Genomic DNA, 25,284 nt, shown 5'->3' with positions numbered 1-25,284 from the left:
ATTTACGACAGAAGTAGTTCCAAATAAAGAAGTTGATCGCGTATCTTTGAAACTATGAGAATTTTACTCCTTGCCCTTATAATACTTCCTTTCGGCTCCTATTCTCAGGACGTAGTTCCTAAAGCAAAAACCAAGGAACAGCGCAAGGCTGAGCGCAAACAGATGAGCCTTGAAGAGAAAATCGAGTCCACATTACCTGTAGAAATAAGTGGTACACCTTCCCTGGATGAAGCCAGAAAAACGGTGGGACAAGTAATTCCTACGAAGAAAGGCAAAGAGAAAAAAAGAACTTTTGCACTAAAGGAAAAAAAGAAGGAAGTAAAAACCTTTGACGGAAAATCCTATAAAGGCATAGCCGTTGAAAAAAGAATTATTAACAGACGATCTTCCTATCAGGAATTCTATGTATTAAAAGAATTCCAAACCCCACCACCCTACCATAGAGCTTTTGCCTGGTATGATGAAAAGAACCATAGAATCTCTGAAGTTCTTCAAAGAGACCCAAAAACCAATTCATTATTACACGGCCCCTATAGAGAGTACCGCGGAGAGGACTTGATCAAAGAAGGATATTACTACTTGGGTGTAAAAGACGGGAGATGGATGCAATACGACAAGAATTTCATCTTATTAGAAAAGGAGACCTTCAAAGAAGGCTTTTATGATGAATCACAGATCAGCTATTATGATGACAATAAGATAAAAGAAGTCATTCCGGTAAAATTCGGTAAAATCACCGGCACCTATTTTAGATACCATCCTGACGGCAGTCTTGCAGAAGAAGGAAAATATGAAAATGGCAAGAAGATTGGAAAATGGATAGAGTTCTATCCGGGTGGTACTAAAAGGAAAAAAGAAATTCAACATCCTGCATCCTTTTACGACGAAGGCGAACCTTTTGTCGTAGTTGAATATGATGAAAAAGGAAAAGCCGTAAACAAACCATGAAAAAATTATTAGCTCTACTCCTTCCCATTCAAGTCTTTGCTCAGAATCCTGAATTGTGGAAACTACAAATAAAAAGCCCCGGCGGCCTCATCCCTTCTCATATACTTATTGAAGGGGACAAAGCATATGCCATTAATGCGGACGAGAAATTAGAATTTGACCATGTCTCAAAGGTCAGAGATACGCTGCACTTAAAGTTAGAGCTATATGACATGGAACTGATATTCCATCCTGCTAGTAAACAAGGATTTTTCAGTAAAAAAGGGGCGGATCAAAGTTTCAGACAAGCTGCCTTTACAGCTATACCTAACGAGAAGATCAGATTCAAAGGAAAACCTGCCACTCAGAAGTTAAGCAAAAGATATCAAGTTACCTTCACTAACCCTGAAACTGGGAAAGAATCTGCGGCAATAGGTGTTTTTGAAACTCAAAACAATGAGGTAAAAGGTTCTTTCTTGACCAGCACTGGCGACCATAGATACCTACAAGGCAATGTGATAGGAGATTCCCTGTTTCTATCCACCATGGGAAACAGCGCCACCTTATACAAAGTAAGAATCAAAGGAGATAGTTTAGTGGGGGGTACCTCTTTCAATCCTTTCGGAAGAGGAAACAATTTCTCAGGAGTGGCCAGTGAAACCTACCAACTTCCAGATGCCGACAAGCTAACATTCCTAAAAGAAGGATACGAGAAATTTGACTTTACCTTCAAAGACATTCAAGGCAAATCCGTTTCCTTATCTGACCCTAGGTTCAAGGGAAAAATAACCGTAGTCCAGATCCTAGGAACCTGGTGCCCTAACTGCTTGGACGAGACTAAATTCTTATTAGAATACAAAGCTAAACATCCGGATATTGAAGTGATAGGACTAGCTTTTGAAAGAAGCTCAGATCCTGCTTCTGCTCATCCAAAAATTGCCCGTTTTATTGAAAGATTTAAAGTTGACTACCCTGTCTTATTTGCAGGTAGTACAGCAGAAGCGGGAGATAAGCTACCACAGCTTAATCATGTCATGGCCTTCCCTACCTCCATTGTGGTAGACAAAAAGGGGCAAGTTCGAAAAATACATACTGGATTTTCTGGTCCCGGTACCGGCAAATATTACGAAGAGTACGTGAAAGAGTTTAGTGCATTTGTGGACCAATTGAGAAGAGAATAAAAAAAGCTGGAAGTACCCAGCTTTTAATATCTTTCAAATCCGCTAAAGAAAAATGCGCTTTCAATTGCAGCATTCTCATCAGAATCTGAGCCGTGAACGGCATTCTCTCCTTTTGACTTCGCGTAGATGCTTCTAATGGTTCCAGGTTCAGCCTCTGCAGGATCTGTGGCACCGATTAGTTTTCTAAAATCTGCTACCGCGTTTTCCTTCTCCAAGATTAAGGCAACGATAGGACCAGCAGACATCATTTCACAAAGTTCTCCATAGAATGGACGTTCCGAGTGAACCTCATAGAATTTTCCTGCTTGTTGAGCACTAAGTTGTGTCTTCTTCATCGCCACGATTCTAAATCCACCTTCCTCCATAAGTTTCAGGATACCACCAATATGATTGTCAGCCACTGCATGTGGTTTAATCATGGAAAATGTTCTGTTACCTGCCATTTGTATAGTTTGTTTTAAAAAATGTCCGCAAAATTAGTGGAAAAATCCTTAGCTAAAAAATTCTTTTAAAGCCTGGTCATCAGTTTTTTCACTGCTTGATCTTTCCAGGAAGCATAGTCTCCTGCAAGGATGTGTTTTCTAGCCTCTCCCACTAACCATAAATAGAAACGTAAATTGTGGATACTGGCTATCTGAGCACCTAATAATTCTTGACATTTCATCAAATGCTTCAAATAAGCTTTGGAATAAAACGTACTCACATAACCGCCTAAGCCCGGATCTATAGGAGTAAAGTCATCTTCCCATTTCTTGTTTCTAATATTAATAATACCCTCAGTAGTAAAAAGCATGCCGTTTCTTGCGTTACGGGTAGGCATCACACAGTCAAACATGTCTATGCCTAGTGCAATACCTTCCAAAATATTCTCGGGAGTACCCACACCCATGAGATATCTAGGCTTATCCTTTGGAAGAATAGCATTTACCACTTCTATCATCTTATACATTTCCTCCGCCGGCTCTCCCACAGAAAGGCCTCCAATAGCGTTTCCGTCCTGTTCCTGAGAAGCAATGTACTCAGCTGACTGAACACGCAAGTCCGGAAATACACTTCCTTGAACTATAGGAAATAAGCTTTGGTGATGACCGTATAAGGGCTCAGTGGTTTGTATCCTTTCTACGCATCTCTTTAACCAACGGTGAGTTAGATGCATTGATTTTTCAGCATACTTGTAATCACAAGGATAAGGCGGGCATTCATCAAAGGCCATGATGATATCTCCACCTATAACCCTTTGGATATCCATCACATACTCCGGTGTAAATAAATGCTTAGAACCATCAATATGCGAATTAAAATACACACCTTCCTCCGTAATCTTACGAATCTCCTTTAGACTAAAAACTTGGTAACCACCAGAATCCGTCAAAATAGGCTTCGACCAGCCGTTAAATTTATGTAATCCTCCAGCCTTACGGAGAATATCTAAACCTGGTCTCAGATAGAGATGATAGGTATTTCCTAGAATAATTTGAGCTTCAATATCATCTAGAAGCTCTCTCTGGTGCACTCCCTTCACCGTTCCCGCAGTACCTACAGGCATAAAAATAGGAGTCAAAATTTCCCCGTGATCAGTCTGAAGTTTACCTGCACGCGCAAAACTTCCGGGGTCTGTGGAATGAATCTCAAAAATCATTCTGCAAAGTTCAAGCTTACTTTCAGCATTTTCAATAAAAAATCGAAAATATCTGCATAATTGGGTAAAGCTTTCTTAAACCCCTCACTTTTAATGTCCATAACTTAGGAAATGTACAAATGCATGCTATTTTTGCGAAAGCGTTAAACATAACCTGAGAAACCTTTGGAAACCATTATCCCAATTCTCTTTTTTGGGGCTATACTTATACAGTTATTCTACATACTGTTTGTTTTTACAAGACTTTCACGTCATCATGATGTCACCGAAACGGACTACCTTCCGCCGGTAAGCATAATCATTGCCGCCTCTAATGAACTAGAAAACCTAAAAGAGCTACTGCCCATACTGGATGAGCAAGAATATCCTGACTTCGAAATTCTGGTCGCAGATGACAGATCATCAGATGGCACCTATGATTATCTCATAAATAATCCGGATAGAATCAAACATCTCAATTACTTGAGAGTACAAGACCTCCCGGACCACTATACCGCTAAAAAATATGCTGTAACCTTAGCCGTAAAAAAAGCTAAAAATCCTTGGCTCCTTTTTACTGATGCTGATTGTAGGCCCTTAGACCAAAATTGGATCAAACAAATGGTGTCTCAATGCGGTGCCGGTAGAGAAATAGTTCTGGGATTCTCCAGGTATCAGAAATTACCAGGAAATTTAAATGCCTTAATTCGGTACGAAACGTTCCAAACTGCCCTTCAATACCTTTCCTTCGCCTTAGCCCGCATGCCTTTTATGGGCGTAGGAAGAAATCTGATGTACAAAAAGGAGCTGTTCTGGAAAAATGGAGGTTTTTCCGGCCACAACACGCTTCTGAGCGGAGACGATGACCTTTTTGTTAACAAAGCGGCCACCAAGTACAATGTAGGAGTTTGCGTAGAGGCACAAACCGAGTCCATACCAAAGACTACCTGGAAGGAATGGTATGTTCAGAAGAAACGCCACCTTTCTGTAGGGAAAAAGTACAAAACCAGAGACAGAATTAACCTAGGCCTGCTTTGGATTTCCGGAATCATGGTTTGGACACTTCTCATTCCTACCTTCTTTGTACTTCCGGTATGGTTTAATGCCCCGGAATGGTCCAGAATTCCTGTAGAATTCTTAGCTCAATATGGGATGAAACATTGGTATGGATTTAACGATTGGATGCGACTAATATTAGGGGTATTCCTCTTCTATATAATGATCAAATGGCTGGTACTAGCAAAGGTCAACAAGCGTCTGGGATACACCATTAATTCTTGGAAGATCCCATACTACGACTTTATGTATAACATGTACCTCATCGTCTTAGGTATAGTAACCTTATTCACCAATCCTCAAAAGATTAAGTGGAAGTAACTACCTCGGTACGGTAAAGTACATCACCACCGAAATGATGGAGAAGACTATATTGGGTAGCCAAACGGCAAGGATAGGATTCATACTTCCTGCCTCCGCAATACCTTTGGACAAAATATAGAAAATAATATAAAGGAAGGCCAAGACGAAACCTATAGCAATCTGAAGCCCAACCCCTCCTCTGGCTTTTCGGGCGGAAACGATCAAACCCATAATGGATAAAATGATGACGGCAAAAGGGGTGGCAAATCTTTGGTAATATTCAATTTTATAGGTTTCTACGCCTTCTGCTCCCCTACTATTTATCAGATCAATATAATCTTCCAACTGGGAAATCGTCATCGTTTCTTGTCGGTTCTTAGAATTCCCAAAATCAGATGGATAAAGTTTGATACTTGTATCCAAAGGAGTGATGGCCTCATAGGTCATCTCATCTTTTGAAATACCGATCTTCCGAATGTTATAGTCATAGAGCTTCCATTTCTTCAAAGAGTCATCATACGTGGCCCTTCTGGCACTCAATTTTTCCACTAACCTGTTATTTTCTACCTTTTCAAGAGTAAAATCATAAGCGGTATTGGAGGAATTATCATAGCTGGAAAGATAAGCATAAACATTTTTTTGAACAGCCAAATGGATATCCCTCCCAGTGAAAAAGAAGTCGTTATGGATATATTTATTCTCAAATTCAATCCTTGGAACATTGGCTTTGGGCAGAAACCACCCCACCATTACAAAAGAATAAATGGCCACTATTCCTGAACCTATGAAATAGGGTAACATTAACCTTCTGAAACTAGTACCTGAACCTAAGATGGCAATGATCTCCGTATGCGAAGCCATCTTTGCAGTAAAGAATACCGTAGAAATAAAGATCATTAAAGGGCTGATATAATTGGCCCAATACGGTGCTAAGTTGAGGTAATAGTCAAAGAAAATAGCATGATTTGACGGCTTAGTCTCCATGAAATCATCATTTTTCTCCACAAAGTCTATCACCAAAATGACCAATACAATAATAAATACTGCAAAGACATAAGTAGTCAAAAAACGCTTAATAAGGTACCTATCTATCTTGGTCATTCCTTGGATTTCATTTCGCCACCTCAAAAGTACTGACTATTGACCAAAAAGGAAAAGCTTATAACCATTTTACAATAGCCTCAATGACCTTATTTTTTCCGGAGGTATAGGGGGGCATAAGCTTTTCAAGTACACTAGGAATATTTTGCCGGTAAACCGCCCTTTCATTAGAGAAAGCTAAAAAGCCCCAATGCCCGTGCGCTTTTCCTAAACCCGAATAATTATCTCCACCAAAAGGCAGATAAGGCTGAAGAAAATGCATATCGGCGTTATTGATACAGCTCCCTCCTGCACGTGTATTCGTTAAGAAATAGTTGATATTGCCTTCGTTCTTGCTAAAAATATAAAGTGCTAAAGGTTTTTCCCCATGGTGTATATATCTAATGACATCCTCCTTCTCTCTGTAAGGTAAAACAGGAAGTACCGGCCCAAAAATCTCCTCCTTCATTATAGCAGATCCTAAAGGTACATTGGTGATCACAGTTGGCTCTATTCTCTTACCTTCCTTCCCTCCTCCAAATTGAATTTTCGCTCCCTTTTCCACAGCCTCCTCTAAGTATCCATAAACTCTTTCGGCATGCTTTTCATTCACCATGCTGCAGAAAGACACACTTTCAGTAGGATTTTTGTTGTAGAATTCTTCTACTACTTTTCTAAGCTCTGTAAGGAACTGCTCCTTTTGAGTATGATGCACAAATATGTAGTCTGGTGCAATACAGATTTGTCCGGCATTCATCCATTTTCCCCAAGCTAAGCGTTTGGCTGCCGCCTTAAGATCTGCGGTTTCATCTATGATCACAGGAGATTTTCCACCTAATTCCAAGGTAACTGAAGACAAATGTTTAGCTGCGGCTTTCATAACGATCTTCCCCACTTGAGGCGAGCCGGTAAAAAAGATATGATGGAAAGGCAAATCCAATAATTCTGTGGAAGTCTCTACCCCACCTTCTACCACAGCCACTTCTTCAGGAGGAAAAATAGCCTCCACAATCTTCCTTACTACTGCTGAAGAATGAGGGGTAAGCTCTGATGGTTTTAAGATCACCCTATTCCCGGCAGCAACAGCAGATACTAGAGGACCCAAAGCCAGGTTCACAGGAAAATTCCATGGAGAAATGATTAAACACAGGCCTTTAGGTTCGTAGCGAATATGCGAAGAAGATCCAAAAAACGCCAAAGGTGTACGCACGTACTTATCACTCATCCACCTCTTTAAATGCCTTAAAGCATGGTCTATTTCAGAAGTTATGGCATAGACCTCTGATAAATCCACTTCCGCCACAGGCTTCCTAAAATCCTTCCATAGAGCCTCTCTGATTTCATCTCTATATGTAAATAGTACAGCTTCTTTCAAAGCCTTCAGTCTTCTTTTTCTATGGGTAAAGTCCAAAGGTTCGGCAACTTTAGACTTTTGTAGTTGAAATTCCTGCATTATCAATTAATCTCTCCTTAAAATTTACTTAAAAATTAAACAAATAATAGATTATATATCAATTATCTATTAAGGTTGTAACAAAAAACTATAAAACAATGAAAAAACACGCAATTATTTTGAGTATGGCAATCCTACTATCTGCCTGCTCTTCTCAAGAGAAACGCGAAGCAGCTGATGGCTTACAAGCCGCACAGGATGAAGTAGAGGCTTCCTATCAAGATAAGAAGGAGGAACTTAAAGACATGAAAGAAAATGCGGAAGATGAGCTTAAAAAAAAGAAAAGTGACATCGAGGCTGAGTTGAAGGAGATAGATGCTAAAATCAAAAACGGCACAAAAGAAGAAAAGGCCAAATGGGAGGCTAGAAAAAAAGAACTAGATAAAGAACTAGGAGATTTAAACGATAAAATAAAATCAGGGGTCAAAGATCTGAAGAAGGATTTAAAAGATCTTAAAGAGGATATCAAAAAAGAGACAAAGGATATCAAAGAAAATTTAAAAAACAATTAATAGAAGGGCTGCCCATAGCAGCCTTTCATTTTTTCTTGTATTTTGGAGGTTGAATAAAAACCTATGGAATCAAGAAGAGACTTTATAAAAATGGCCGGCCTCATTGCCGGAGGAATGTTAGTTCCAGACTCCCTTGTAAAAGCAGCAAACATTGCCCCAAAACCTGGCAGCACGGTATGGGACGCAGACCATGTAGTGATCCTAATGCAGGAGAATAGGTCTTTCGACCACAGTTATGGTGCCTTAAAAGGCGTTCGAGGATTTAGAGATCCACGAGCCATGACTCTACCTTCAGGAAGAAAAGTATGGTTTCAATCTAATGAAAAAGGTGAAACTTATGTACCCTTTAGATTAGACATTAAAGATACGCGTGCTACCTGGATGCGCGACTTACCACACTCCTGGGAAAATCAGGTGAGAGCCAGGAATGGAGGAAGATACGACCAATGGCTTAAAGCTAAACAGTCCGGTGAGGATATCTACAAACATGTACCTTTAACCTTAGGTCATTTCACTAGAGAAGATATTCCCTTTTATTACGCATTTGCGGATGCCTTTACCGTGTGCGACCAGAACTTCTCATCATCCCTCACTGGAACCACACCGAATCGTTTGTATCTATGGAGCGGAACAATCCGTGAAAATGCAGACGCTAAAGCCAATGTCAAAAACGAAGACATCCAATATAGAATTCCAGCCAAATGGAAATCCTTTCCGGAAAGACTAGAGGAAGCAGGCATAGATTGGAGAATCTATCAAAATGAACTAAGCCTTAACATGGGGTTGAGTGACGAAGAGGAAAGTTGGCTCGCTAATTTCACCGATAACCCCATAGAATGGTTTACCAGCTATCAGGTTCGCTTCCATGAGGCCTATAGAACCTATATCAAGGAGAGATTAGAATACCTCAACAAACTTGAGGTTTTGAATGAGGACCAAAAGCGTGAAAAGACCCGACTGGCAGAAGAAGTAGTAAAATACACCCAAGATAAATTTGAGGCTTTAGATTCGTTTACAAAAAGCATACACAAAAAGGCCTTTACCACGAATAAAGAACACGAACTATATCATAAACTCGCTAAGATCAAAACTCCAAACGGTACAGAGATGGACGTTCCCGCAGGTGACGTATTGTACCAGTTTCGCAAAGACGTGCAGGAGGGAAAACTGCCTCCGATCTCCTGGTTAGTGGCTCCTCAAAATTTCTCTGATCACCCCAGTGCCCCTTGGTACGGAGCATGGTATGTTTCGGAGGTTTTGGATATTCTGACAAAGAATCCCGAAGTATGGCAAAAAACAGTTTTCATATTATGTTACGACGAAAACGACGGATATTTTGACCATGTCCCTCCTTTTGTAGCTCCTAGCTCTGGAATGACTTCGAAAGGAATATCTACTGCAGATGAAATGGTTTTAGAAAAACATGAGCGTGAAAGACCATATGAAAACATTGAGACCGGACCTATAGGATTAGGATACAGAGTACCATTAGTAATAGCTTCCCCTTGGAGCCGAGGAGGGAAAGTTTGTTCAGAAGTATTTGATCACACTTCAATTCTCATGTTCTTGGAAAAATTTATCCAGAAACGTTATAAAAAGAACATACAGGAAGAAAATATTAGCGCTTGGAGAAGAACCATCTGTGGAGATCTAAGTTCAGTATTTTCCGACTATTCAGAAGGAAATTCTCCTAAACCTGTAGATCAATATGAATGGGTTAGTAGCTTAAGAGAAGCACGATATAAGGTTATCCCTTCTAATTTTCGTCCATTAAAAGAGGAAGAAATAAGAGATTTTTCTCCCGAATCAGAGTATATGCCTCAACAGGAAAAAGGCATAAAGCCTGCGTGCCCTATACCCTACGAATTGCATGCAGATATAGTTGACGGACAATTAGTGATGGCTATGGCTCCTACCTTTGAGGGCAAAGGAGCTCCGTTTATGGTCAATTTCTTTGGGAAAGATTTTATACAAAAACACTATACCGTTCATAGAGGCCATGCCCAGCATGACCTGATCCCTGAAGACACAAAAAGAATGGAGATCTACGGCCCCAATGGATTCTATAGAAATTTTGACTTAGGACTTACATGGATAGAAATCCGTAGCATTTATCCGAAGAACAGAAAAGGTACACCTTTTGGTGATATTGAATTTGATTTGATTAATAAATCTGAGCAGAATCTTAAAGTTACCATTAAGGACCTGTCGTACGGATTGGAAGACCATGAAGTCACCATAAAAAAAGGAGGTTCCAAGAGGATCAGTACCAACCTAAAATTTACTTACCACTGGTACGACTTTGGATTCTTTGTGGAGGGGAAAAGGGTAGCGCAGTACTGTGGACACGTAGAAACCGGAAAACTTAGCTATACGGATCCTAAGATGGGAGGCGTTTTATCTTAATTTTGTACAAAAACTCACGTATATGAAGATTCAATATTTCGGACACTCCTGCTTTATGATTCATTTTGCAGGGAAAAAGATCTTACTTGATCCTTTTATCAGCGGTAACCCCAAAGCTCAACATATTCAGACAGAGGATATCAAACCCGACTATATCTTCCTGTCTCATGGCCACGCGGATCATGTGAAAGATCTAGAAGCTATTGCGAAATCCTCCGGTGCTCAGGTCATTACCAGCTTTGATATCATGACTAAATTTCTAGAACCTAAAGGAATTTCCGGACATGGCATGAATATAGGTGGCAAACTTACCTTAGACGGATTTACCTTTAAGATCGTAAATGCAGTCCACTCCAGTATGCTTCCGGACAATACCTATGGTGGCAATCCTATGGGCTTTGTGTTTTGGAATGAGGAGAGCTGTTTTTACTACTCTGGTGACACTGCCCTGACTATGGACATGAAGCTAATCCCTATGCTTTGCCCTCCTTTAGATTTTGCAATATTATCTATGGGAGATTACTTCACCATGAACTATGAGGATGCCATTATTGCTGCTGATTTTATTCAGTGCAATAAGATTGTGGGTTGTCATTATGACTCCTTCCCTCCTATCCAGATCGACCATGAAAAGGCGAAAGCTGCCTTCACTACAGCAGGTAAAAGCTTATACCTGGCAGAAGTGGGCGAAACTTTCGAGGTGTAATTTGTCTGTTTCAAACCGAAAAACCGTCTGATAAAAAACAATTCAGGCTTTTAATTAGTTAAATAATAAACGCTCAAAATTATGGCATTACAGATTGGCGACTTAGCGCCTTCCTTTACCTTGTATTCTTCAGAGAAGCAAGAAGTTTCTTTAAGCGATTATAAAGGCAAAAAAGTCGTTGTACTTTTCTTCCCTTTAGCATTCACTGGCGTATGTACAGAGGAGTTATGTTCCGTAAGAGACAACATAGCTACCTACCAAAATCTTAACACAGAGGTGTTAGCTATTTCTGTTGACTCCTTATTTTCTCTAGAGCAATTCAAAAAGCAACAAAACCTTAGCTTCCCTTTGCTTTCAGACTTCAACAAAGAAGTTTCTGCGGCATATGGAGCACTATATGACGAGTTTGTTTTAGGAATGAAAGGAGTTTCTAAAAGATCTGCATTTGTCATTGACGAAGAAGGAAAGATCCTTTATGCAGAGATATTAGAAGATGCCGGACAAGTTCCAAGCTTCGAAAACATTCAAAAAGCATTACAAGCATAAGATGAGAAGAGCCGGGTTTAGTATAGTGATGTTAGTGGCATTCTTTATTGCGGATCTGATATTTTACAGAGCCTTTAAGGATGTGATTCGTCATTTACAATCCGGCGTTCAGCGCTGGTTAAGTATCCTTTACTGGACCGTACCAGCGCTACTTTTACTCCTCTTTGTTTATGGATTTTTTATCTCTCCGGAAACAGCCACACCTAGATTCAAGAAAATTCTGGGAGTTAGTTTCATGTTGATCTACACGGGTAAGCTGGTTGGAGCCATTGTTTTCCTTTTAGGAAATGGCTTGAATATCCTAAAAAATGCAAGTCTTAAAGCCATTCAGCCTTCAAAGACTGACCCCATCTTATCAAGATCTGAATTCATTTCAAAAACGGCCCTAGCCTTTGGAGCAGCTCAATTTGGCATCCTCACCCAAGGTATGCTTTGGGGAGCTTATGATTATCGTGTCAGAAAAGTCACCTTACATCTAAAGGGACTACCTAAAGCTTTTGATGGTATGACCCTAGGCCAACTGTCAGATATACATTCGGGAAGTTTTTACAATAAGAAAGCCGTCCAAGGTGGAGTCAAAATGCTATTAGATGAAAAGCCGGATCTGATCTTTTTTACCGGCGATTTAGTCAACGATAAGGCCACAGAACTTCAAGAGTATTTTTCAGTTTTCGAAAAGGTCAAAGCCCCACTGGGTGTATATTCTACCTTAGGCAACCATGATTATGGAGATTACGCTGCCTGGTCAAGTCCACAAGCCAAGGTCCAGAACCTCCAAAATCTCATAAAAGGACACGAACTTTTAGGATGGGACCTACTAATGGACGAGAATAGAATTCTGGAATTAAACGGTGAGAAGCTCGGCATATTAGGAGTACAAAACTGGGGCACAGGCGGATTTGTTCAAAAAGGCGACTTACAAAAAGCCTTGAAAGGCACAGAAGAAATAAACACCAAATTACTTTTATCTCACGATCCCACCCACTGGCGAGCTCAAGTTCTGGGAAAAACGGATATAGACGCAGTATTTTCCGGACATACCCATGGTATGCAGTTTGGTGTAGAAATACCCGGTTTCAGGTGGAGTCCCTCCCAATATGTCTATAAAGAGTGGGCAGGACTATATGAAGAGAATGGCCAACAATTATACGTGAATCGCGGCTTCGGATTTCTAGGTTACCCCGGAAGAGTAGGTATATTACCTGAGATCACTATCTTCAATTTAAAGTCTGCATAAAGTGTTCTAACCTAAAATTAGAATCTAAGATATCATTTCTGGACAGAGGTGAATCCACTCTTACAAATCTGCGAAATACTTTGTCTTTAAGATTAGAGAAAACTAGCTCCTCTTTATCAATATCAGGTATTAGGAAATACTCCGTGTTCTTGTCTACATGCACGAAATAAGACTCGTAGGCAAACTCAGTAGGTACTCTATATTTATTATTCGAATCAAAATAAATCAAGAGAGAATCCGCTAAGTCATCTTCTATCAAAACAAGGGGAAATTGGGTGGGATCATTTTCTATAGTACCTTTGCTTTCCAGTACTTGTTTATCTATCCATACACCCTTAAAATCTACTTTTTTATCAGAAGATTTGCAGGAAATCAAGAAAACTAGTTGTAAAAAAAGAGTTAAATATTTCATCTGGGTGGAAGTTGTAAAGTTGTAAAAATCCAGATAAACCCCCTCAATTCAAAGAAAATGTATCAAAAAAGTTTCAAATTTGAGCTTTTCAAAACCTATAAACTTGCTTTACCCATTATCATTAGCCAACTTGGCGTCATCCTGATGGCTACCTCTGATAATGTCATTGTGGGTCGTCTTTTGGGGCCACTTAGCTTAGGTGCTGCGGGAATAGCAAACTCCATAGCTTTTCTCATCTCTTCCATAGCTGTAGGTGGTATGGCTGTCATAGCCCCTATGGTCTCCAAGTTAATAGCCGAGCAGAAACAGGGGGAACTAGCCCGATTGTATTTCAATTCCTTGATCGTTGCTTTAATATTCAGTGGTCTTTTAACGGCCATAGGAATTGTGGTGTATTATAATTTTTCTATTCTGGGTCAGACGGCAGATATAGAGCGACTAGGCGCGCCCTTTTTCTTTTTTATCATCCTGTCAAATGTCCCTATGATCTTCTTTCTAGCGGTCAAGCAGTTTACAGATGGATTCTCCAAGCCCTCCATAGTCATGTACATCACCTTACTGGGATTGGTATTTGATATCTTGGGAAACATGATCTTGATTACGGGTTGGTGGATTTTCCCAGAATTAGGACTTAATGGAGCAGCTATCGGGACAATTTTCTCCAGAATACTTATGTTTTCTATCTTGCTTTATTATACCAAAAGTAAGGAGATCTTTGCCACTTTATTTGATAAAACTCATTGGAAATGGGATACTAAACTTATAAAAGTAATCTTGGAGCGAAGTGTGCCTGCAGGGTTTCAGAGTTTCTTTGAGATAGCGGCATTCTCTTTTGCCGTGATCATGATGGGGTGGTTGAGTGAAACGGATCTAGCTGCACATCAGATAGCCATCAATGTAGCCTCCACCACATATATGATGGCCACTGGATTTGCACATGCCGGATCCATCAGAATAGGGGAAGCATGGGGAAACAAAGACAGGCACGGTATCCAGTTGGCCGGCAAAGCCGCATACACTTGGGTTTTAGCATTTATGGGAACCTGTGCCATAATCATCATCCTCTTTGGAAATAATATTATACACCTCTATATAGAAGATGTAGAAGTATTAAAAGCTGCCTTACCCCTTTTAACCATAGCGGCATTTTTCCAACTTTCAGATGGTGCTCAGGCAGTGGGTTTAGGGGTACTTCGAGGACTGGCTGACATCAAAATACCTACCTACATTACCTTCGTTGCCTACTGGCTCATTGCACTCCCTGCGGGATATATCTTTGGATTTCCTTTAAACAGAGGAGCACAGGGCATTTGGTACGGACTTTTATTAGGCCTCACCTTTTCCGCTCTGTTTCTCTATGCTAGGTTTAGGAATGTGAGCAAAAGATCAGTCCTCTAAAAAGATTTCCAGTACTGGAATTTCAACATTAGGTTTTACTACAGGTAATTTCACAATCAAATCATTATCCCCCGCGGTAATGGCCATGTGTTGAGAGGGATCTGCTTTAGCTGAGGCTGTATATTGCACCTCAGAACCATCATGCAAGAATTGCATGTACTTGACCTTGCCTTTGAATCCCGGGAGGTACAAGGTCTGGAAGGGCCATTGAAGTAGATGCACATACAAACGTTTGGTCTGCGGATGGTAAGTCAAGAATGTATTATCAGGCTTTTTGAATTCCTCTGGGGCAGCCGTACAACCATATATGGACCTTCCGTGTACTTGGGTCCACTTTCCTATCCCCTCCAGTCTATCTTTAGCTCTATCATCAAAGGTTCCCCTGGCTGTGGGACCAACATTAAGCAATAGATTTCCTCCCTTAGAAACCACCTCAATCAGCATAGCAATCAACTGGTTATTTGACTTCCACGTATTCTCGTCCCTGTGATACCCCCACGATCCGGAAAAGGTCTGACAAGTTTCCCAAGGCACCTTCACACCGTTTCTTTCTGGCCACGAATCTGGCATAAACTGTTCAGGAGTAACATAATCATATCCCCCGGGTACATCGTTCAGATCCAATCTATCATTTACAATTATTCCGGGTTGGAGTTTTCTGGTCAAAGCCAGTAAGCCTTCACTATCCCAATCCTTCCTTCCCTTTCCATCTTCACCCGGATACGAGAAGTCAAAGAAAAGCAGATCAATCTTTCCGTAGTTCGTCAATAATTCAGTAAGCTGATCCTTCAGGAACTTCCTAAACCTGTTCATATCTGTCTTCCTAGCTCTGGCCTCAGCATTATTTCTCAAAGGATGCACTCTATCTACCGTGAAGTCCGGATGATACCAGTCGATCAAAGAAAAATAAAAACCAATCTTGATACCTTCAGCACGGAAAGCCTCCACGAAAGGTTTGATGAGATCCATTTTTATAGGAGTATTGGGAGCTTTGTAATCGCTGAATTGGGTATCCCAAAGAGCAAAACCTTCATGATGTCTGGCCGTCAAAACCACGTACTTCATGCCGGCTGCTTTGGCTCGCTTAGCCCAGTCTTTAGGATCATAAAGGTCAGGATAAAATTTATCGAAATATCTGTCTCTGTAAACCTCAGCAGAAATGGACTCTCTGTTTTGAACCCATTCGTGTCTAGCCGGTGAAGAATATAATCCCCAGTGAATAAACATGCCAAAACGGTCATTTTTCCACCAATTCAGGTGATCTTGACCCCATACCGAGAGTGGAAGTAGTAGTAAAAGGAGTTTTTTCATTATTTAAGGTCAATTTTCTCTAAAATTAAAAAAAATAAGGCTGTAGAAAACCTCCTGAACAAAAGTTTTAAGAAACTTGTTTTATTTGAATAAACACTTCATATGTCAAACGACCTCCCCCTTCCTTTCAGCAAGAACAGGACTCAAGAAATGTTAGCCTTTCACAGGCTCTTAGATATCATGGATGATCTGAGAGAGAAATGTCCATGGGATAAAAAGCAAACTTTAGAGAGTCTTAGACATCTTACTATAGAGGAGACCTATGAACTTTCTGACGCTATACTAGAAGGCGACAAACAAGAGATAAAGAAAGAGCTAGGTGATATCCTTCTTCACATCGTCTTTTATGCAAAGATTGGTTCAGAGACCGGAGATTTTAACATCACAGAAGTATTGAACGGGATTTGTGAAAAACTTATACATCGTCATCCTCATATTTACGGAGAGGTGAAAGTAGAAGACGAAGAAGAAGTAAAGCGCAATTGGGAACAAATAAAGCTAAAAGAAGGAAACAAGTCCGTTTTAGGAGGAGTACCTCAGTCCCTACCAGCCTTGGTTAAGGCCATGCGTATTCAGGAAAAAGCAAGAGGAGTAGGATTTGATTGGGAAGAAGATCATCAAGTTTGGGAAAAAGTAGAGGAAGAACTAAGTGAGTTCAAAGCGGCCGTGGAGAATGGCGCTAAAGAGGACGAATTTGGAGATGTTTTATTTTCCCTTGTTAACTATGCGCGCTTTGTTGGTATTAATCCTGAAACAGCTCTAGAAAGAACCAATAAAAAGTTTATTAAGCGATTCACTTATCTGGAACAAAAAGCAAAAGAAGCCGGAAAAAACTTATCAGAGATGACTCTGGCAGAAATGGACTTTTATTGGAACGAAGCAAAATCATTATAAGATGGCAGAACAATTATATATACCTACTCAAGCAGGTAAGAGGGAGATTTACTCTAGCATAATACCTCAAATTTTAGCATTATCTGAGGGAGAAAATGATCTGATTGCCTTAACCGCAAATATAGCCGCTGCATTAAAAGAGGCTTTTAACTTCTTTTGGGTAGGATTCTACTTTGATAGAGGACAAGGGGAGCTGGTCTTAGGCCCTTTCCAAGGTCCTATAGCTTGCACCCGAATCAAATACGATAAAGGTGTTTGCGGACATAGCTTTTCAACGAAATCCACGGTGGTGGTCCCGGATGTGGATCAATTCCCTGGACATATTGCATGCAGTTCTGCTTCTAGGTCTGAGATCGTATTGCCGCTAAAGAATGCAAATGGCGAAGTTATTGGAGTACTAGATATTGATAGTGACCAGTTGAATGATTTTGACGAGATTGATGCCAGGTATTTAGAGGAATTAATGGAGGGAATAGCATCAAAAATTAATGTGAATTTAAGGTAATAAGAGAAATCTGAGACTTTGGATGAACGTTAATGTAGTGTTAAATACAAAGAAATAGCGTAACTTCAATACGCCACTTTGGTCTAAAATAAAAAAGAAAATAAACAATGAGAATCTTAAAATCCCTAATGCTCTTAGTTGTGCCGTTCTTAGCAAGCGCACAGAGTGCAGATGACGTAGTAAACAAATTCCTGGAAGCCACTGGAGGAAAAGGCAAAATTGAAAACATCCATACCTTCAAATACAATCGTTCTTATGTGGCAAATGCTAATACGGATTACGATGAGGAAGTGGTGATTGCTGGCGACAAAAATCAATTGTCCAGAAAGAAAACCCTTTTGAAAAGAGACTTCTTCTATGTCTTAAACGGAAATCAAGGATGGGTTAAAATCCCTATGGGTAGCCCAGACAAGAAAATCACATATAGCACGAAAGATCTAACATCTAAAGAGGTTAGCGAGTTAGCTATAGAGGCAAAAGATGGTCTTTTCCCTTTCATTAATTACGAAGCAAAAGGCTATAAATTAACTGCCCCAGTTAGTGCAGCTACAGTGGAAGGCAAAGCAACTACCAAATTAGCTATCGAAAAATCCGGTATTAAAAGAGAGTATTATTTTGATAACGCTACCGGACTATTAAGTAGAGAAGTATGGATAGAAAATGGGATTACACATACCACTGACATCACGAAGTATGACAATACTTCTATTGGAGTTAAATTACCAGTAAGTCAAACTTACATCAACTCTAAAGAGAAGAAGAAAACCAATGTAACAACCAAGTGGGGCTTTGATAAGCCTACAGAAGGGGTTGCATTTACAAAATAAGACTAGACTTCAGGTGTTTGAAGATCTTTGCATCTTCAACTCCATCTACTATAATTTCGAAGAGGGCGGCAACGTCCTCTTTTTGGTTTAATGCATCTTCTAACTCTTCCTGAGTGCTCACACGATAATACCTAAACCCGGCCTCCTTAGCCAAATGTTCTGCACTTCTGTTTTGAGGAGTAATGAAATATTGTTCCAGCTCAGCTTGTTTCGAAGGACCATCAATGATTCTGAAAATGTTACCTCCCCCATTTTGGATCACATACACCTTTAGATTCTTCGGTTTAGCAGCGAAGAGGGCATTACTATCATAGAAGAAGGAAATATCTCCGACTATACAATGTACTCTTTGTTCTGTACCTAAAGCTTGTCCGATAGCCGTACTTACAATCCCATCAATCCCGGAAGTGCCCCTATTGGAATATACTTTGATTTGGGGTTTAAGGAACCCTTGTAATAGATTCCCATAGCGTACCGGCATGCTATTTCCCAGATGTAAAACTTCCTTACTTTCTACCTTTTCAAAAATGGTAGCGGTGGCCTTTAATTCTCCGAAAGGAGCTTTAGAGATAAAATTCTCTATGTGAGCCTTTGTCTTCTTCTCTTCTGCAATCCAGATATCAGATGGTGTCGAAACTTCACTTATTGGCAATGCTTTAAGGAAATCAGTTGTAGACAATGGAAAACGCACGGTAATGCTTTGGAAGGGATCCAGGATATTATTCTCTTCTTCCACATGCCAGTGGACTCTTGGAGGATTTTTCCTAAAAAACTGTTTTAAGGTCTTAGAGATAAAACTTTTTCCAAGTGTTACCAAAAGGTCAAATTTTGACCCTGATTGAGATAAAAATAGATCATGAGATGTGATTTTCTTCTCTAACCCAACATTAGAGATCACATCTACCAGAAGGATTACTCTATTATCTTGTACCAGTCGAGCCAAATCTTCTTCTAAATCCTTTGTATTTTGGCCTATCGCTACCAAGATACTCTTTGCTTCTGACCATTCTTTGACCTGCTCTTCCGCTAATTGAACTTGTTGAGAAAACTTAGCAAAGGGTATATATCTTCCCTTTCCTTCATATTTTTCCTCAGGCAGAGGATAGAAGGGCTCTCTTATGGGAATATTGATGTGCACGGGACCTTTTCTGCAATGAGCTAAGGCTTCATTGGTTTGTCGCTCTATGCTCCATACTGCATCCGGATGTGTATAGTCAGCCGGAAAATCATAATCCTTGACAATATGTTTTCCGAAAGCCTTAGATTGGTAAATGGTTTGACCATCGTATTGGTTGATCCACTCAGGGGGGCGGTCAGCACTAAGAATTAGAAGGGGTACCTTTTGGAAAAACGCTTCTGTAACGGCCGGGGCAAAATTGAGCACGGCGGTACCTGACGTACAGATGAGGACTACGGGCTTTCCGGACTGCTGTGCCAAGCCCAGACCTACGAATGCAGCACTTCTCTCGTCAGTGATTACCTTAGTACGAAATTGTCCATTTCTATTGAAGGCTAGGGTTAAGGCTGCACTTCTGGAACCGGGACAGATGATAACGTCTTCTACACCCCAGGAGGCACAAATATCAGCTACGCTATATAGCGGAGAAAGTAGAGCCATATCTAATGCTTTTTTGCAAAAGTAGGACTATATTCCCAAAGATATTATCCAAAACCATTCTTTCCTCCTACCTTTGTTTCACAATTAATTTCAATTACGATGAAAATTTCAAACGGAAAGGTGGTATCCACTGCCTATACCCTTTACACTTCGGGGCCTGGAGATGATTTCGAACTGGTCGAGGAAGTGGGCGAAGACGAAGCCATGTTTTATTTGGCAGGAAATAGCGGTTTACCGCCAAAGTTTGAGGAAAACTTAAACGGTTTAGAAGCAGGAGATACGTATAACTTTGAAATCAGTCCTGAGGACGGTTTTGGAGAATTCTACGACGATAATGTAGTAGATTTCAGCTTGGATATGTTCAAGATTGAAGATGGACAAGTACCAGCAGGTTTCTTAGAACCGGGAAATCCTATCCCTTTCACTAATGATGAAGGAGCCAAAATTCAAGGAAGAGTAGTTGAAGTAAAAGAGGATGTGGTGATCATTGATTTTAACCACCCGCTTGCCGGCAAAACACTCAAATTTGAAGGAAAGGTACTTACTGTTAGGGAGGCTACTTCAGAAGAATTAGATCACGGTCACGTACACGGACCTGGTGGACATCATCACCATTGATTATAGAGGAGTATCCTTACTCCTCTATAAACTTAACAAAAACCGGCTTAGGGATAGAGATGGTATTCCCCGTAAACTTGATTTTTCCGGTTTTGGTATTCCTTTCAAAGATCACAATATCATTTGAATCCTGATTCGCTACAAGAATCCACTTCCCATCCGGAGAAATGGCAAAATTTCTAGGCACTTTTCCTTCCACAGATTGAACTTCCTCGAAACTCAATAAACCTGTTTTTGCGTCTACTTTAAAGCGTGCTAGTCCATCTGAATATCTATTGGAACCGTATAGGTATTTTTGATCGGGAGAAAAATGTATATCCGCACAAAAACTAGTTCCTGAAAATCCTTTCGGTAAGGTAGAAATCTCTTGTACTGACTGGTAAGTCTTTGTATTAACTACCGTTATGGTATTATTGAGTTCATTTATGACGTAGGCTAAGGGCAGGCTTTTATGAAAAGTGATATGACGTGGGCCTGATCCGGGAGTCATTTTGATCTTTTTAACCTCTTTAATTTCCGGAATACTATAGACAAGAACTTCATCCGTTCCTAGATCTGCTGCCCACAGCTCCTTTCCATGTACGGTGACGGAATGCATATGGGCTTTTTCTTGTCGGTCAGTAACCGGTCCTGTTCCTTTATTTTGGTAAACAAAGTGAGGCAAGGAAATAGCTCCTGTTTCATTTACTTTGTAGGCCAGAAAACTTCCCTCTCCGTAGTTGGCAACAAACACTTGGCCTTCCGCATAGGAAAGGTGACAAGGATAAGCTCCATTGGTACTTTGTTCGGAAATAAATTCAAACTTATTATTTTTTAGTGCGTACGACTGGATCTTACCATCTTCCAATTCATTAACGGCAAAGACTTTCCCCTTTTCGTATGCTAGGAATGATGGGTTAGGAACTCCATTCGTCTTAGCCAGAAGGGATTGCTGATTCATATTTCCAGCCAAAGAGAACAAATAAATACCCTCCGAGCCACTGTCGGTGTAAGTACCAACCAGAATCTTATATCTCTTTTCTGGGGGATTAAGAAAGAGAGTAAAGAGAGAGAGAATGAAAGTTGTCATTTCAAGTGTTGATTCAATGAGGCTTTGATTAATCCGGACCAAAGGTCGTACCCTTGTTGGGTCAAGTGCAATTTATCTGCCCTAAAGTAAGCAGGAATAGGTTTCCCATCCGGTCCGAGGAAAGCTTCAGCCGTTTCTATGTAGTACAGATTTTTGTTCTTTTCAGTATAGTTTTTGATCAAAGTATTTGCTTCCTGTATCTTATCCCATACTTTCCAGCGAGATTCTGTTGGGGTAATTTGTACCCAAAAAATAGGCTCTTTTTTGTGTTCTTTTCTAATGCTTTTGACCAGCAATTTATATCTTTCAAAGACCTCCTTAGGTGTAGCGTCCTCTTTCCCTCCCGTGATATCATTAGCTACAAAAACCACTACCGCTCTAAAGGAATGAGGATTTACTAATCTGTCTTCATAGACGATCACATCTTTGAGATTTGAACCACCAAATCCTCTTTTGATCACAGGATACGGGGCCATATCTTTCTCTATATTATCCCATAGTCTAATGCTGCTTGAACCTATAAATAGTATGGACTCAGAAGGATAGGTTTTTGAATCACTAACTAATTCTGAGATCTCTTTTTCCCAATGTTTAGAACCTTCAACGTATTTTTTGGCGGGGGAGCAGGAAAATACAAGGGACAAAAGAAGTAGAAATACAAAATGTCTCATCTTTTTGTTATTTTTAAAGCTTGATTCTACTCACGAGTAGATAGATATAAATTGCAATTAAATAAACAATCCTGTATTTAAAAGGGTAATTTTGCAAAACATTTATATAGGCATCGAATGCAAGCATTAAAACTGTATAATTCGCTCTCGCGAAAAAAAGAACTCTTTGAACCCCTAAATCCCGGTTATGTAGGCATGTACGTATGTGGACCCACTGTCTACAACAATGTACATTTGGGGAACATTCGTACCTTTTTAACTTTTGACATTCTCTACAGATACCTTCTTCATACCGGTTATAAAGTGAGGTATGTAAGAAACATTACGGATGTGGGCCACCTAGTGGGAGACGGAGATGAAGGCGAAGATAAGATAGGTAAGATAGCCAAGTTAGAAAAACTAGAACCTATGGAAGTGGTGCAGAGATACACCAATGATTTCCATGATGTTTTGAATCAATTTAACTTTTTACCTCCTAGCATAGAGCCTTCTGCTACGGGCCATTTGATTGAGCAGATAGAAGCTGTCCAAGATTTGATTCAGAAAGGATTGGCTTATGAATCCAATGGATCTGTTTATTTTGATATCAACAAGTATAACGAAGCAGGGAATAATTACGGCAAGCTTTCAGGAAGAATATTAGAGGATCTCCTAAATGAAACGCGTGCTTTGGATGGACAAGCGGAGAAGAGAAACCCTCTTGACTTTGCCCTTTGGAAAAAAGCAGCACCGGAACATATCATGCAGTGGAACAGTCCTTGGGGCAAAGGCTTCCCGGGATGGCACTTGGAGTGTACATGTATGAGTGTAAAATACCTGGGAAATCAGTTTGACATACATGGAGGCGGTATGGATTTGAAATTCCCTCACCATGAATGTGAAATAGCTCAAGGAAAGGGACTGACGGGAGAAGATCCGGTGAGGTATTGGATGCATTCAAATATGTTAACTGTGAATGGCCAGAAGATGTCTAAGTCACTTGGCAACAGTTTCCTTCCACGTGAATTGATCACCGGAGATCATCCTTTATTGGAGCAGGCGTACAGTCCTATGACAGTGCGATTCTTCATGCTTCAGTCGCACTACCGCTCTACCTTAGACTTTTCTAACGATGCATTAAAGGCCGCGCAAAAAGGCTATAGAAGAATGCTTAACGGCATGAAAATAGCTAAAGACTTGACTTATGAGCCGAACGCTGAAGTAGATTTGGATGAAAAGAAGATAGCAGATATTCAGAAAGCGATATCCGGGTTCTATGATGCTCTGAACGATGACTTGAATACAGCAGTAGGACTAGCCCAATTATTCACGCTATTGAAATATGTAAACATGATTTACATGAATCAATTGGCATCTGCTGCGCTAGGAGAAGAGACTTTCGAAGCGCTTAAGAAGAACTTTATTCTCTTAACTCAGGAAATTTTAGGTTTGGCCGAAGAAGTGCCGGGTGATGGAGAGTCCGTACTTAAAGGTATGCTCAGCCTATACAAGGAGTATAAGGCTGCACAGCAATATGACAAAGTGGATGAGATCAGAGCATACTTTAAGAATAACCGTATGGTCATCAAAGACATGAAACATAAAATAGATTGGGCATGGGAAGAATAATCCCCTGCCCAATTTCTTTTTTACTCTTTTTTTATAACTTTCAGACTGGAAAGTCCTTATCTAACTAAAAATGCAAAATTTTACAGGCATTTTGGGCATTATCCTCATTCTTGGAGTAGCATATGCCCTTTCAAACAATAAGAAAGCGATTAACTTCCGTACGGTGGGAGTAGGTATAGCTTTACAATTTCTCCTCGCCTTATTCATTCTCAAAACCAATGTTGGTAAAGCCATATTTGGGACCCTGGGAGCATGGGTAACTAAGGTCATCGATTTTGCCAATGCCGGTGGAGAGTTCGTATTCGGTCCTTTGGCTAATGTACCAATGGTAGAGAAAGCCTTCGGAGGGGGAGGATTCATTTTCTTCTTTAAGATCATTCCTACCATCATCTTTGTGGCGGTATTGGTGAACATCTTTTACCACTACGGTGTGATCCAGTTTATTATCAAATGGCTGGCCAAAGGTATGAAATGGTTAATGCATGTGAGCGGTGCAGAAGCCCTGTCTAACATTGCCAGTACTTTTGTGGGACAAGTAGAAGCTCAGATCATGATCAAACCTTATTTGAAAGGGATGACAAAATCTGAATTGATGGCCTCTATGGCGGGTAGTTATGCATGTATTGCAGGAGGGGTGATGGCCACTTATATCCAGTTTGGAGTTAAGGCAGAATACCTTATTGCAGCGAGTATCATGGCGGCTCCGGGTGCATTAGCCATCGCTAAATTGATGTTCCCTGAGACGGAAACTTCAGAAACATCAGGTGAAGTGAAATTGAAAGTAGCAAAAGAGCATACCAATGTTATTGATGCCATCTCTGCCGGATGTTCTGACGGACTGAAAGTAGGTTTGAACGTATTGGCCATGCTGATTGGATTCTTAGCTTTAATAGCCTTATTGAATTTTATTTTAGGTAAGGTAGGTATGTTAATTCACGTACCTGAGTTGAGTTTAGATCTGATCCTAGGATATTTATTCTCCGGATTTGCCTGGGCTATGGGAATTCCTTCGGAAGAAATTGTGCAAGCTGGTTCACTTATGGGTACGAAATTAGCAGCCAATGAATTCGTGGCATATCTTCACTTGAAAGATCATATTGCAGCGGGCACCTTATCTGCGAAGACCATAGCTATTGTAAGCTTTGCGCTTTGTGGTTTTGCTAACTTAGGTTCCTTAGGGATTCAGATCGGTGGGATCTCTGCATTGGAGCCATCAAGAAGGAAAGATTTAACTCAAGTAGCTATGAGGGCATTAATCGCGGGTACTTTGGCCTCGTATATGTCTGCTACTTTTGCGGGATTATTATTTTGATAGTGCGACCAGATAA

24 protein-coding genes are annotated in these 25,284 nt (G+C 40.3%); 15 read left to right on the top strand and 9 right to left on the bottom strand.

The annotated features are described in order from the left end of the window. Positions 1 to 54: 54 nt before the first annotated feature. The gene (locus tag LBYS_RS14485; protein WP_013409592.1) at positions 55 to 948 is read left to right on the top strand and encodes a toxin-antitoxin system YwqK family antitoxin; all 894 of its coding nucleotides are present in this window, start codon (positions 55 to 57) and stop codon (positions 946 to 948) included. Next, positions 945 to 2,108, top strand: coding sequence for a TlpA family protein disulfide reductase (locus LBYS_RS14480; RefSeq protein ID WP_013409591.1), 1,164 nt, complete (start codon positions 945 to 947; stop codon positions 2,106 to 2,108). The genes LBYS_RS14485 and LBYS_RS14480 overlap by 4 nt, the downstream gene beginning before the upstream one ends. A 23-nt stretch (positions 2,109 to 2,131) precedes the next feature. Here LBYS_RS14480 and LBYS_RS14475 read toward each other — a convergent pair whose 3' ends face one another. Further along, on the bottom strand, positions 2,132 to 2,551 hold the full coding sequence (locus tag LBYS_RS14475) for a nucleoside-diphosphate kinase (protein ID WP_013409590.1): 420 nt from the start codon (positions 2,549 to 2,551) through the stop codon (positions 2,132 to 2,134). A gap of 65 nt (positions 2,552 to 2,616) precedes the next feature. Further along, a complete protein-coding gene (gene tgt / locus LBYS_RS14470) occupies positions 2,617 to 3,747 on the bottom strand; it encodes a tRNA guanosine(34) transglycosylase Tgt (RefSeq protein ID WP_013409589.1) in 1,131 nt (376 codons plus the stop codon). A gap of 165 nt (positions 3,748 to 3,912) precedes the next feature. On the opposite strand from tgt, the gene LBYS_RS14465 reads away from it, so the two are divergent. After that, complete coding sequence (locus LBYS_RS14465) at positions 3,913 to 5,103, top strand: glycosyltransferase (RefSeq protein ID WP_013409587.1); 1,191 nt, start codon at positions 3,913 to 3,915, stop codon at positions 5,101 to 5,103. Here the strand turns inward: LBYS_RS14465 and LBYS_RS14460 are convergent, their stop codons facing one another. Continuing rightward, positions 5,104 to 6,186 carry an LptF/LptG family permease gene (locus LBYS_RS14460; RefSeq protein WP_013409586.1) on the bottom strand — a complete coding sequence of 361 codons (1,083 nt, stop codon included), beginning with the start codon at positions 6,184 to 6,186 and terminating at the stop codon, positions 5,104 to 5,106. A 58-nt stretch (positions 6,187 to 6,244) separates the two neighbouring features. Next, positions 6,245 to 7,618: an aldehyde dehydrogenase family protein gene (locus LBYS_RS14455; RefSeq protein WP_013409585.1), complete on the bottom strand. Its 1,374-nt coding sequence runs from the start codon at positions 7,616 to 7,618 to the stop codon at positions 6,245 to 6,247. 98 nt (positions 7,619 to 7,716) lie between these two features. Between LBYS_RS14455 and LBYS_RS14450 the strand changes: the two genes are divergently transcribed. From LBYS_RS14450 to LBYS_RS14430, 5 genes are all read left to right on the top strand, one after another. Further along, complete coding sequence (locus LBYS_RS14450; RefSeq protein ID WP_013409584.1) at positions 7,717 to 8,130, top strand: hypothetical protein; 414 nt, start codon at positions 7,717 to 7,719, stop codon at positions 8,128 to 8,130. A gap of 63 nt (positions 8,131 to 8,193) precedes the next feature. After that, positions 8,194 to 10,536, top strand: a complete 2,343-nt coding sequence (locus tag LBYS_RS14445) for a phosphocholine-specific phospholipase C (RefSeq protein ID WP_013409583.1) — start codon at positions 8,194 to 8,196, stop codon at positions 10,534 to 10,536. Positions 10,537 to 10,558: 22 nt separating this feature from the next. Beyond that, on the top strand, positions 10,559 to 11,242 hold the full coding sequence (locus LBYS_RS14440) for a metal-dependent hydrolase (protein WP_013409582.1): 684 nt from the start codon (positions 10,559 to 10,561) through the stop codon (positions 11,240 to 11,242). Positions 11,243 to 11,323: 81 nt separating this feature from the next. Further along, complete coding sequence (locus LBYS_RS14435) at positions 11,324 to 11,788, top strand: redoxin domain-containing protein (protein WP_013409581.1); 465 nt, start codon at positions 11,324 to 11,326, stop codon at positions 11,786 to 11,788. Between the two features lies 1 nt (position 11,789). Beyond that, complete coding sequence (locus LBYS_RS14430) at positions 11,790 to 13,025, top strand: metallophosphoesterase (RefSeq protein WP_013409580.1); 1,236 nt, start codon at positions 11,790 to 11,792, stop codon at positions 13,023 to 13,025. Here LBYS_RS14430 and LBYS_RS14425 read toward each other — a convergent pair. Continuing rightward, on the bottom strand, positions 13,006 to 13,437 hold the full coding sequence (locus LBYS_RS14425) for a hypothetical protein (protein ID WP_013409579.1): 432 nt from the start codon (positions 13,435 to 13,437) through the stop codon (positions 13,006 to 13,008). The two genes, LBYS_RS14430 and LBYS_RS14425, sit on opposite strands and share 20 nt — an antisense overlap. A gap of 57 nt (positions 13,438 to 13,494) precedes the next feature. Between LBYS_RS14425 and LBYS_RS14420 the strand changes: the two genes are divergently transcribed. Further along, on the top strand, positions 13,495 to 14,835 hold the full coding sequence (locus tag LBYS_RS14420) for an MATE family efflux transporter (RefSeq protein ID WP_013409578.1): 1,341 nt from the start codon (positions 13,495 to 13,497) through the stop codon (positions 14,833 to 14,835). Here the strand turns inward: LBYS_RS14420 and LBYS_RS14415 are convergent. After that, the gene (locus LBYS_RS14415) at positions 14,824 to 16,146 is read right to left on the bottom strand and encodes an alpha-L-fucosidase (protein ID WP_013409577.1); all 1,323 of its coding nucleotides are present in this window, start codon (positions 16,144 to 16,146) and stop codon (positions 14,824 to 14,826) included. The genes LBYS_RS14420 and LBYS_RS14415 overlap by 12 nt on opposite strands. A 102-nt stretch (positions 16,147 to 16,248) precedes the next feature. Between LBYS_RS14415 and mazG the strand changes: the two genes are divergently transcribed. The 3 genes from mazG to LBYS_RS14400 all read left to right on the top strand — a co-directional run bounded on the left by mazG (position 16,249) and on the right by LBYS_RS14400 (position 18,372). Further along, positions 16,249 to 17,040 carry a nucleoside triphosphate pyrophosphohydrolase gene (gene mazG / locus LBYS_RS14410; protein WP_013409576.1) on the top strand — a complete coding sequence of 264 codons (792 nt, stop codon included), beginning with the start codon at positions 16,249 to 16,251 and terminating at the stop codon, positions 17,038 to 17,040. Position 17,041: 1 nt separating this feature from the next. Beyond that, positions 17,042 to 17,545 (top strand): free L-methionine (R)-S-oxide reductase MsrC, encoded by a 504-nt coding sequence (gene msrC / locus LBYS_RS14405; RefSeq protein WP_013409575.1) that lies wholly within the window; start codon positions 17,042 to 17,044, stop codon positions 17,543 to 17,545. A 107-nt stretch (positions 17,546 to 17,652) separates the two neighbouring features. Further along, positions 17,653 to 18,372, top strand: coding sequence for a hypothetical protein (locus LBYS_RS14400; protein WP_013409574.1), 720 nt, complete (start codon positions 17,653 to 17,655; stop codon positions 18,370 to 18,372). Here LBYS_RS14400 and menD read toward each other — a convergent pair. Beyond that, positions 18,362 to 19,990 (bottom strand): 2-succinyl-5-enolpyruvyl-6-hydroxy-3-cyclohexene-1-carboxylic-acid synthase, encoded by a 1,629-nt coding sequence (menD, locus tag LBYS_RS14395; RefSeq protein ID WP_013409573.1) that lies wholly within the window; start codon positions 19,988 to 19,990, stop codon positions 18,362 to 18,364. The genes LBYS_RS14400 and menD overlap by 11 nt on opposite strands. A 99-nt stretch (positions 19,991 to 20,089) precedes the next feature. Here menD and LBYS_RS14390 point away from each other — a divergent pair, with 99 nt between their 5' ends. Beyond that, positions 20,090 to 20,608 (top strand): FKBP-type peptidyl-prolyl cis-trans isomerase, encoded by a 519-nt coding sequence (locus tag LBYS_RS14390; protein WP_013409572.1) that lies wholly within the window; start codon positions 20,090 to 20,092, stop codon positions 20,606 to 20,608. Between the two features lie 16 nt (positions 20,609 to 20,624). Here the strand turns inward: LBYS_RS14390 and LBYS_RS14385 are convergent, their stop codons facing one another. Both LBYS_RS14385 and LBYS_RS14380 read right to left on the bottom strand, forming a co-directional pair. Then, positions 20,625 to 21,677: a lactonase family protein gene (locus LBYS_RS14385; RefSeq protein WP_013409571.1), complete on the bottom strand. Its 1,053-nt coding sequence runs from the start codon at positions 21,675 to 21,677 to the stop codon at positions 20,625 to 20,627. After that, the gene (locus tag LBYS_RS14380) at positions 21,674 to 22,348 is read right to left on the bottom strand and encodes a GDSL-type esterase/lipase family protein (protein WP_013409570.1); all 675 of its coding nucleotides are present in this window, start codon (positions 22,346 to 22,348) and stop codon (positions 21,674 to 21,676) included. The genes LBYS_RS14385 and LBYS_RS14380 overlap by 4 nt, the downstream gene beginning before the upstream one ends. A gap of 117 nt (positions 22,349 to 22,465) precedes the next feature. Here LBYS_RS14380 and cysS point away from each other — a divergent pair, with 117 nt between their 5' ends. Then, complete coding sequence (cysS, locus tag LBYS_RS14375) at positions 22,466 to 23,956, top strand: cysteine--tRNA ligase (RefSeq protein ID WP_013409569.1); 1,491 nt, start codon at positions 22,466 to 22,468, stop codon at positions 23,954 to 23,956. Positions 23,957 to 24,026: 70 nt separating this feature from the next. Next, positions 24,027 to 25,268, top strand: a complete 1,242-nt coding sequence (locus LBYS_RS14370; RefSeq protein WP_013409568.1) for a NupC/NupG family nucleoside CNT transporter — start codon at positions 24,027 to 24,029, stop codon at positions 25,266 to 25,268. Positions 25,269 to 25,284 lie beyond the last annotated feature (16 nt).

The organism is Leadbetterella byssophila DSM 17132, from assembly GCF_000166395.1.
Taxonomy (GTDB): domain Bacteria; phylum Bacteroidota; class Bacteroidia; order Cytophagales; family Spirosomataceae; genus Leadbetterella; species Leadbetterella byssophila.
Note: the sequence above shows the minus strand (reverse complement) of the source record. Positions and strands in the feature narration are given on the sequence as shown.

Excerpts from the sequence above, each read along its gene's own strand:
- LBYS_RS14485 (WP_013409592.1), top strand. The coding sequence starts at position 55 with ATGAGAATTTTACTCCTTGCCCTTATAATACTTCCTTTCGGCTCCTAT.
- LBYS_RS14480 (WP_013409591.1), top strand. The coding sequence starts at position 945 with ATGAAAAAATTATTAGCTCTACTCCTTCCCATTCAAGTCTTTGCTCAG.
- LBYS_RS14475 (WP_013409590.1), bottom strand. The coding sequence starts at position 2,551 with ATGGCAGGTAACAGAACATTTTCCATGATTAAACCACATGCAGTGGCT.
- tgt (WP_013409589.1), bottom strand. The coding sequence starts at position 3,747 with ATGATTTTTGAGATTCATTCCACAGACCCCGGAAGTTTTGCGCGTGCA.
- LBYS_RS14460 (WP_013409586.1), bottom strand. The coding sequence starts at position 6,186 with ATGACCAAGATAGATAGGTACCTTATTAAGCGTTTTTTGACTACTTAT.
- LBYS_RS14455 (WP_013409585.1), bottom strand. The coding sequence starts at position 7,618 with ATGCAGGAATTTCAACTACAAAAGTCTAAAGTTGCCGAACCTTTGGAC.
- LBYS_RS14450 (WP_013409584.1), top strand. The coding sequence starts at position 7,717 with ATGAAAAAACACGCAATTATTTTGAGTATGGCAATCCTACTATCTGCC.
- LBYS_RS14445 (WP_013409583.1), top strand. The coding sequence starts at position 8,194 with ATGGAATCAAGAAGAGACTTTATAAAAATGGCCGGCCTCATTGCCGGA.
- LBYS_RS14440 (WP_013409582.1), top strand. The coding sequence starts at position 10,559 with ATGAAGATTCAATATTTCGGACACTCCTGCTTTATGATTCATTTTGCA.
- LBYS_RS14435 (WP_013409581.1), top strand. The coding sequence starts at position 11,324 with ATGGCATTACAGATTGGCGACTTAGCGCCTTCCTTTACCTTGTATTCT.
- LBYS_RS14430 (WP_013409580.1), top strand. The coding sequence starts at position 11,790 with ATGAGAAGAGCCGGGTTTAGTATAGTGATGTTAGTGGCATTCTTTATT.
- LBYS_RS14425 (WP_013409579.1), bottom strand. The coding sequence starts at position 13,437 with ATGAAATATTTAACTCTTTTTTTACAACTAGTTTTCTTGATTTCCTGC.
- LBYS_RS14420 (WP_013409578.1), top strand. The coding sequence starts at position 13,495 with ATGTATCAAAAAAGTTTCAAATTTGAGCTTTTCAAAACCTATAAACTT.
- LBYS_RS14415 (WP_013409577.1), bottom strand. The coding sequence starts at position 16,146 with ATGAAAAAACTCCTTTTACTACTACTTCCACTCTCGGTATGGGGTCAA.
- mazG (WP_013409576.1), top strand. The coding sequence starts at position 16,249 with ATGTCAAACGACCTCCCCCTTCCTTTCAGCAAGAACAGGACTCAAGAA.
- msrC (WP_013409575.1), top strand. The coding sequence starts at position 17,042 with ATGGCAGAACAATTATATATACCTACTCAAGCAGGTAAGAGGGAGATT.
- LBYS_RS14400 (WP_013409574.1), top strand. The coding sequence starts at position 17,653 with ATGAGAATCTTAAAATCCCTAATGCTCTTAGTTGTGCCGTTCTTAGCA.
- menD (WP_013409573.1), bottom strand. The coding sequence starts at position 19,990 with ATGGCTCTACTTTCTCCGCTATATAGCGTAGCTGATATTTGTGCCTCC.
- LBYS_RS14390 (WP_013409572.1), top strand. The coding sequence starts at position 20,090 with ATGAAAATTTCAAACGGAAAGGTGGTATCCACTGCCTATACCCTTTAC.
- LBYS_RS14385 (WP_013409571.1), bottom strand. The coding sequence starts at position 21,677 with ATGACAACTTTCATTCTCTCTCTCTTTACTCTCTTTCTTAATCCCCCA.
- LBYS_RS14380 (WP_013409570.1), bottom strand. The coding sequence starts at position 22,348 with ATGAGACATTTTGTATTTCTACTTCTTTTGTCCCTTGTATTTTCCTGC.
- cysS (WP_013409569.1), top strand. The coding sequence starts at position 22,466 with ATGCAAGCATTAAAACTGTATAATTCGCTCTCGCGAAAAAAAGAACTC.
- LBYS_RS14370 (WP_013409568.1), top strand. The coding sequence starts at position 24,027 with ATGCAAAATTTTACAGGCATTTTGGGCATTATCCTCATTCTTGGAGTA.